This window comes from Streptomyces sp. NRRL B-3229 (assembly GCF_000719505.1).
Taxonomy (GTDB): Bacteria; Actinomycetota; Actinomycetes; order Streptomycetales; family Streptomycetaceae; genus Streptomyces; species Streptomyces griseorubiginosus.
On record NZ_JOGP01000050.1, the window covers coordinates 1 to 7,775 of the forward strand.

Below are 7,775 nucleotides of genomic sequence, written 5' to 3' on the forward strand. Positions count from 1 at the left end.
CCCGCTCCACTGTCGCCGCGCAGAGCACGGTGGTGTGGGAGGACGGCATCACGTACCCGGTCGTCGACGTGGACATCTCGTCCGCGAGCCACCCGTTCTGCACCGGCACCTCGCGGGTCGTGGACACCGCGGGTCGCGTGGAGCGCTTCGAGCGGCGCTACGGCCGTACCGCTGAGGCCCCCCACGTCAAGGCACGCCAGGGCTGACGCCCTCGCGCGCGCAGCACCCTCACCGGCCCGACACCGCACGCGCGGTGCCGGGCCGTTTCCTGTTGCGGAGCGGCTCACGAAACGGATGACCGAGCCACGATGACACCGGGGTCGCCGCCGCACGTATGACGTGCTCGCCGACCAGGCGTGTTCCCGGCCCCCGGCCCAGCCACCGGCCCGGCACAGCCACGGGGCCCCACACCTCAAACGGCCGCCAGCGCCTCGGTCGGTGGCAGTCGGGAGGCACGTACGGCGGGGTACAGACCCGCGGCCGCTCCGACGGCCACCGCGCCCACAACGCCCGCGAGGAGGGCGAGTCGGGGGAACACCACGGGCCAGGACTGGGACGTCGCGTAGCCGGCCGCCACCGCCGCGCCGAGGGCCGTGCCCGCGCAGCCGCCGAGTGCGGACAGAGCCACCGACTCCGCCATGAACTGCCCTCTGATCTGGCCGCGGCTGGCACCCAGTGCCCGGCGCAGACCGATCTCGCGGCGCCGCTCCAGGACCGAGACGACCATGGTGTTGGCAACGCCCACGCCGCCGACGAGGAGCGCCACGCCCGACAGGCCGAGGAGGAGGACCGACAGTGTCTGCCGGGTGGCGCGCTTGGCGGCCAGGGCGTCCGAGGGGCGGCTGACCTGGACCAGGCCCGGCAGTTGGGGATGGACCGTGGCGGGGAGCACGGCGCGTACGGCCTCGATCTGCGACTCACGGGCCGTGACGTAGATGACGGTGGGGTGGCCGTCGAAGCCCAGTTGTTCGCGCGCCGCGTCCCAGCCGACCAGGACGGAGGTGTCGAGATCGGGGGCGAGCGGCAGGGGAGCGAGGATGCCGATGACGGTGAACCAGTGCCCGTCGATGTAGACCTGCCCCGTCTCCCGGCCCGGGCGGACGCGGTCGAACCCGAGGCGCGCGGCGGCCCGGGAGCCGAGGACCGCGGTCGGGAAGTGGGCGGAGGTGGGGGAGAGGAACGAGCCGGAGCGGACGGTCCCGTGAACCGAGGGGAGGAGGTCGGTGCGCGCGGCGAGGACACTGATGCCGGAGGCGTCGGAAGGGTCGGCGCGGTCCGAACGACGCACGCTCCTGTGGGTGTTGGCCACCGCGCTAGCGCTGGTCACCGGGCCGATGCGGGCGGCCATGGCGTCCGCGGTCGAGGGCAGGACGACCGGGGGATCGCTGTCCGCCTGTGGGGCCACGCGCAGCATGTCGGTGCCGAGGGCGGACAGTTGGTCCATCAGGGCCTGCTGGCTGGACGCGGGTACCGAGGTCACGACGACGAGGGTCGCGATGCCGAGGGCGATGCCGAGCGCGGACAGGGCGGCGCGGGGACCGCGGGTGCGGATGCCGAGCAGGCCCAGGCGGAGGATGTCCGCGAGACTCAGTCGTACGGGGTGGGGGCCGGAGGCTTTCAGCGTGCGCGTCACGCGGCTCTCACCACCCCGGTGACATCCGCCGTGATGCGGCCGTCACGCAGTTCCACCCGGCGAGGGAGGCGAGCCGCGATGTCGCGGTCATGGGTGATGAGGGCGATGGTCGTGCCCTGGGTGTTGAGGTCGGCGAGCAGACGCAGGACGGCCTCCCCGTTGGCCGCGTCCAGCGCGCCCGTCGGTTCGTCGGCGAGCACGAGCGCGGGCCCGTTGACCAAGGCGCGCGCGATGGCGACCCGTTGGCGTTCACCGCCGGACAGCTGCTGGGGGAGGTGGGAGCGGCGGTGGTCGAGACCCACCCGGGCCAGCGCCTCGCGCGCGAGGGTTTCTCGTCGGCGCCGGGGGACACCCGCGTAGAGCAGGCCGGTGGCGACGTTCTCCGTGGCGTCGAGCCCGTCGGTGAGGTGGAAGTGCTGGAAGACGAAGCCCAGCAGTCGCGCCCGCAGCGCGGAGAGGTGACGGTCGCCCAGTGCGTGGACGTCGTGGCCCGCGATGCGGACGCTGCCGTTCGTCGACCGGTCCAGGGTGCCCATGATGTGCAGCAGCGTCGACTTGCCCGATCCCGACGGGCCCACGATGGCGACGAGTTCGCCCGCGTCGACGCGGAGCGATACCCGGTCCAGGGCGGTGACACCGCCGGGATGGCTCTTGGTGACGTCCTCGACGAGGAGGACGGGGGCCGCGCTGCCGGTGGTGGAGGCGGGGGTGCTCATGACGCCGTCACCACCTTGGCGCCTACGGCTACTCCCTTGCCGTTCACCTCGACCAGACCGCCCGCGAACATGCCCGTCGTCACCGCGATCAGTGTGCCGTCCGGGCGTTGTACGGCATAGCCACCCTCCCGCAGGGCGACCAGTGCGCCCACGGGTACGGCGAGCACGCCCTTGCGGGTGGTGGTGTCGAACCGCACCTGAACCGCGGCCGCGTCCAGGCCCTTGAGGTCGGTGGCCCGGTTCGCCGCCACGGTCACGTCGATGGTGGCGGGTCCGGTCTGCTGCGCGGACTCCTCGGCGGAGCCGCCCTGCACGGTCCGGCTGAGCGCCTTGACGGTGCCGGGAACCGTTCTGCCGTCCGGCAGTGTGATGGCGGCGCCGTCGCCGGCTTTGACGGTTCCCATGTCGGTCGCCTCCATCGCGACGGTGACGGCCTTGGCGGCGGAGGTGTAGGTGAACAGCGTGCCGTCGGCCGCGTCGCCGGGTTGGGCCTGGACCGAGTCGACACGCACCGGGCCGGGCAGGACCACGGCCCTGCCCGGGGTGAGCGTGCCCGTGGCGGTCTGCCCGGTGTCGTGCTGCCAGCGTTTGAGGGCGGCGGCGAGCGCGGGGGTGAACTCCTCGCCCTCGTCGCCGTCACCGGTGTTCCTGGTGACGGCGGCCGGGCCCGTGTCGTAGCCGAGCGCTCGCAGGTTGTCTCCGAGGACGCTCACGTCGTGGCCGCGTACCCCCGTCTTGGTCAGGGGGCGGAAGAAGGGTGTGTCACCGAAGAAGACGGTGACGGGTTGGTCGTCTGTCCGGTACAGCGCCTTGCCCCTGACCGCCAGGGTCCCGGGCTTCGGCAGCCGGGTCACGATGCCCTGGCCCGTGCCCTTGAGGGCGTGCGGGGTGCCGAAGCCGAGGGTGCCCGGCAGGGTGCGGCTGTCGGAGAGGTCGGTGCGCGTGATGGTGGCGGTTCGCACCCGGTCGGGGGCGGAGGCCCGGGTCTCCGGTCCGGAATGGACGTCGCGCCACACATACGCGCTCCCGCCCGTGACGCCTGCGACCAGCACGACGCTGAGCGCCACGACCCCTTTACCGCGTCTTGCCACGGAACGCCTCCAAGGTGCAGCTCCTGTCGACCTGGCTCTGCCGGGCGGCGCTCATCGTGGTGTTGCCGTCGTAGGTCCATCCGGAGTTGTCCGGCAGCGCCGTGACCTTGAGCCCTTTGCGGTTCAGGCACTTCACGTAGGCGCGGTAGTCGTCGTCGTAGTGCGGGTTCGTCGCCTCGTCCAACTCCGGTGGTTGCAAGGGCAGTTTGTTCGCGCACGCCTTGGTGGCGGCCTTGGCTGTGGCGCTGTGGTCGGATTGGTCGATGGAGTCCGGGCCGCGTGCCGTGAGCATCTTGTGCCCGTGATCCTTGAGACACGCGGCGTAGAGGTGCCAGTAGCGGTCTTTCTCCTCCTCCGAGCTGTCGAGCCGCAGTTGGGGGCGGCCGTCGTCGGCGGACGGTGTCGCCTGCGCGGTCGCGTTGCCGTCTGGGGCGTTGCCGTCGGGGGTCTCGGTGTGCAGGGAGGCCACGTCCTGCCGTGTCGAGCCCTTGTCGTCGGAGTCGCCCGAACCGGCGCAACCGGTGAGCAGGAGGACGCCGGCGGCGAGGGCGGTGGCGCCGCCGAGTACGCGGCGGTGGACCGCGATGTCGAAGTGGTTCATGCGGCTCATGGTCCGCGCCGGGTGTCGGGAAACGGTCGGCAACCGATGCGGGTCTGTTCGGACTTCGGTGCTGTTTCGACCGCAGCCGGCCCACAGCACGACGACAGCACGCCCACCGTGTGCCGACAACTCCGCGACCGGAACGGGACATCCGCCTCCTACCGTCGTGCCCCGTCCGTTCCACGAGTGACAGGAGAGCCACTTCATGGCATCCCGCCCGTACCTGCGCCGCGCCGGCGTCGGCGTTCTGTGCGCCGGCCTGTTCGGGGCCGCACCCATCGGTCTGTTCGGTGCAGCACCCGTCGGCGCGAGCCCCCGTGTCCCCGGTCCGCCGGTGGTCACGGCCCAGCGCGTCATGCCGTATCTGAAGGACTTTCAGTCGATCGCCGACCGCAACGGCGGCAACCGCGCACACGGCACCCCTGGTTACCGGGAGTCGGTGACCTATGTGAAACGGGTCCTGGACAAGGTCGGTTACCGCACCAGGCTCCAGCCGTTCGCGCACGACGGCGCCACCGGATACAACGTCATCGCCGACTGGCCCGGCGGGGACACGCGCAAGACCGTGCTGGTCGGAGCACATCTCGACAGCGTCCTGGCCGGTCCCGGCATCAACGACAACGGTTCCGGCTCGGCCGCCGTTCTCGCGACCGCGGTCGCCGTCGCCAAGGCCCAGCTGCCGACCGAGCGCCACCTCCGTTTCGCCTGGTGGGGCGCCGAGGAAGGCGGTCTGTTCGGCAGCGCGCACTACGTCAACTCCCTGTCACCCGCGGAGCGTTCCTCGGTCCGCTCGTACCTCAACTTCGACCAGGCCGGCTCCCGCAACACCACGACCTGGCTGGTCACCCACGACCCGGCCGGGTCCGAAGGTGCCCTGGAGGCGACCGAGGCGTTCGAGAGGTACTTCGCCGCCCGCTCGACACCGACCTTCGACATCGGCGACACCGGCTCGGACGACCGGTCCTTCGCGGTCGCGGGCATTCCCGTCGCCGGTTTCACCACCGGCATCTCCGACTGCATCCACAGCGCCTGCGACGACATCCACAACGTCGACCCGGCCGTGCAGACCGCCAGCACCAACGCCGTGCTCGACGTCACCTGGCAGCTCGCCGTCACCAAGGACCGCCGATGAGGCGGCTCGCGGCCCCGCCGCTCGCCGCCCTCGCCCTGTGCCTGCTCACCGGCCTGACCCCGGCGTCGGCGGCCGACGGCGGCCCGGGCCTGGGAGATCCCTACTTTCCCACGGACGGCAACTCCGGCTACGACGTCGACCGGTACGACGTCCGCATCGCCTACGATCCGGCCCGGCCCGACCACCTCACCGGGGACACCATCGTCACCGCACGGGCCCTGACGGATCTGGGCCGGTTCCACCTGGACCTGACGGGGTTCATTGTGTCGTCCGTGACGGTCGACGGCCACACCGCCCGCTCGGTGGAGCGCGAGGGGGAGCACGAGCTCGTGATCACCCCGGCGCGCGAGCTGCGCAAGGGTGCCGACTTCTCCGTACGTGTGCGGTACTCGGGCAAGCCCGTCGGGGAGGGCTGGCACCCCATGGCCGACGGCGGCGTCGCCATCAGCGGCGAGCCGCACTCCGCCACCACCTGGTACCCGGCCGACGACCACCCGTCCGACAAGGCAACCTTCCGCCTCACGGCCACCGTCCCCGACGGCTGGAGCGCCGTCGGCAACGGACGGCCGGGCCCGGTGACCGTGGACGGCACTGGCCGTCGCACCTTCCGCTGGTACGAGGACCGCCCCCTGACCACCTACGCGAGCATGGTGGCTATCGACCGCTTCACCGTGCACAGCTCCGCGCTGCCCGACGGCACCCCGGTCGTCAACGCCTACAGCCCCGACGCGCTGATCGACCCGGACGCCGAGGCGCTCCAGGAGGACATCCTCGGCTTCCTGGCCTCGCGGTTCGGCCCGTACCCGTTCTCCTCGGCCGGGGCCGTAGTGCTGGCCGGTCCGTCCGGTACCGGCCCGGTCGACCTGGAGACCCAGAGCCGTCCGACGTACGACACCGGACTCTTCGACGTCGCGATGGTGCACGAGATCGCCCACCAGTGGTACGGCGACAGCGTGTCCTTCACGGACTGGCGTGACGGCTGTGTCGCCGAGTGCGTGGCCACGTACGCCCAGTGGCTCTGGTACGAGCACCAGGGGGACGACCTCGACCGCGACTACTACCTGGCCACGGTGCAGGAGCACCGCACTGATCCGGAGTTCTGGAGCGTGCCGTTGTACGACCCGGGGCCCGGCCGTGAGCTGGACTCCGCGCTGTACGCGCGAGGGCCGCTGATGCTGCACGCCCTGCGACGCACGGTCGGCGACAAGGCCTTCTTCGGCATCCTGCGCACCTGGCCGGCCATGCACCGCTACGGCAACGCCTCCTGGCCCGAGTTCGAGACCCTGGCCGCCGAACGCTCCCACCAGGACCTGCGGGGTTTCTTCACCGCCTGGGCGCACGGCACGCAGATCCCTTCCGACCGGTACTTGTTCCCGGAGGGCCTGCCGCGGGCTGCGACGGGTTGACGTACCAGGTGCAGGAACGGGGCCGTGAGGAACGCACCGGGCTACGACCGTCAAGCTCACGATTCCGGCCCTCCGCGCGATCGCGGGCCGCATCTCGCAGTGCAGAAAAAAATCTCGCAGTGCAGAAAAAAGGGGGGCAGGGCCTCACTTGGCTCGCTGTCCGACACGCAGGACGGTCAGGTAACGGCGTGACGCGCGGTCGCCCATGCGCGAGCGGATGCGCTCGGCGACGGCGTCGAGCAGAGGCTCACGGACATCCTGGTCGAGCCTGCGATACAGCGACAATGAGCGAAGGTGATCGGCGAAGCCGTCCCCGGTGAACCACTGAACGGTTGGATACCAGCGCACGATCGTCGGGCCGAACAGTCCTCCGGGATCGTCGACCATGCCCCAACCCTCGTCGGTGGTGCGCACCTCGTCCTCCAGCGGTGGATGACCCCAGTCGGGGTTTCCGGGGCAGAACCTCTCGTGCAGATCGGCGGTCTCGGCGTACGCCTGCGGCTCTCCCGGCCGGCGGACAACGACGTGGCCGAGCAGCGCCATCCACCCTCCGGGAGAAAGCACGTCGTGCGCTCGCTGCCAGCCGGTCGACGGGTCGACCCAGTGCCACGACTGCGCAGCCACGAGAACATCGAAGCGTCGACCGCGGTCGTCCCACTCCTCAAACGTCGACCTCTCGACGTCGACGTTGGCGAAGGAAGCGAGTCGCCGTCGAGCCAGTGCGGCCATGTCCGCGCCAGGCTCGACGGCGGTCACCGAGCATCCGAGCGTGGCCAGTGTGCGCGTCGCCTGACCGGTACCGCAGCCCACCTCCAGCACCGACGACCTTTCGTGCATGCCGGTGATGGCGCAGAGATCCGCGAACAGTTCGTCGGGGTATCCCGGCCGGACCCGGTCGTAGAGTTCCGGAACCTCGTCGAACAGTCGGCCGAGGGCGTGGCGTTTCGGGCGCATCTGCGGATCATCGGTCACGAGCGCACAAGCTATTGGGCTTGTCCGTGAGGACGCCACTCGTTTACCAGCAGCCACTGAGACGCTTTCGGCGGTAGTTCAGGGAGAAGGTTCGAGAAGTGCCCGTTCGACGACGGACGGACCGGACGGGTTGCGGGGGTGAGGGAAGACAGCGGGCATGGATGAACCCGTCCCGTGTGTCCAGGAGACAGGGACGCGACCACGCGCACACCGAGCACTCCACC

At 71.0% G+C, this 7,775-nt stretch carries 8 protein-coding genes; 3 read left to right on the forward strand and 5 right to left on the reverse strand.

Going from position 1 to position 7,775, the window contains the following annotated elements; genetic code table 11:
* On the forward strand, window positions 1–206 hold a 206-nt coding region (gene rpmE, locus IF54_RS0138245; RefSeq protein WP_030327282.1), incomplete at its 5' end, for a 50S ribosomal protein L31.
* Window positions 207–412: 206 nt separating this feature from the next.
* Here rpmE and IF54_RS0138250 read toward each other — a convergent pair.
* The 4 genes from IF54_RS0138250 to IF54_RS0138265 are packed head-to-tail and all read right to left on the reverse strand — an operon-like array spanning window position 413 to window position 4,041.
* Window positions 413–1,633 (reverse strand): ABC transporter permease, encoded by a 1,221-nt coding sequence (locus tag IF54_RS0138250; protein WP_051735707.1) that lies wholly within the window; start codon window positions 1,631–1,633, stop codon window positions 413–415.
* Window positions 1,630–2,349 carry an ABC transporter ATP-binding protein gene (locus tag IF54_RS0138255; protein WP_030327284.1) on the reverse strand — a complete coding sequence of 240 codons (720 nt, stop codon included), beginning with the start codon at window positions 2,347–2,349 and terminating at the stop codon, window positions 1,630–1,632. Before IF54_RS0138255 ends, IF54_RS0138250 begins: the two co-directional genes overlap by 4 nt.
* Window positions 2,346–3,416, reverse strand: coding sequence for a hypothetical protein (locus IF54_RS0138260; protein WP_030327285.1), 1,071 nt, complete (start codon window positions 3,414–3,416; stop codon window positions 2,346–2,348). Before IF54_RS0138260 ends, IF54_RS0138255 begins: the two co-directional genes overlap by 4 nt.
* A gap of 7 nt (window positions 3,417–3,423) precedes the next feature.
* Complete coding sequence (locus IF54_RS0138265; RefSeq protein WP_030327286.1) at window positions 3,424–4,041, reverse strand: hypothetical protein; 618 nt, start codon at window positions 4,039–4,041, stop codon at window positions 3,424–3,426.
* 205 nt (window positions 4,042–4,246) lie between these two features.
* On the opposite strand from IF54_RS0138265, the gene IF54_RS0138270 reads away from it, so the two are divergent.
* Both IF54_RS0138270 and IF54_RS0138275 read left to right on the forward strand, forming a co-directional pair.
* A complete protein-coding gene (locus tag IF54_RS0138270) occupies window positions 4,247–5,173 on the forward strand; it encodes a M20/M25/M40 family metallo-hydrolase (RefSeq protein ID WP_030327287.1) in 927 nt (308 codons plus the stop codon).
* On the forward strand, window positions 5,170–6,579 hold the full coding sequence (locus IF54_RS0138275) for a M1 family metallopeptidase (protein ID WP_030327288.1): 1,410 nt from the start codon (window positions 5,170–5,172) through the stop codon (window positions 6,577–6,579). The genes IF54_RS0138270 and IF54_RS0138275 overlap by 4 nt, the downstream gene beginning before the upstream one ends.
* Before the next feature lie 144 nt (window positions 6,580–6,723).
* Here IF54_RS0138275 and IF54_RS0138280 read toward each other — a convergent pair whose 3' ends face one another.
* A complete protein-coding gene (locus IF54_RS0138280) occupies window positions 6,724–7,551 on the reverse strand; it encodes a class I SAM-dependent methyltransferase (protein ID WP_037821168.1) in 828 nt (275 codons plus the stop codon).
* Between the last annotated feature and the right edge of the window lie 224 nt (window positions 7,552–7,775).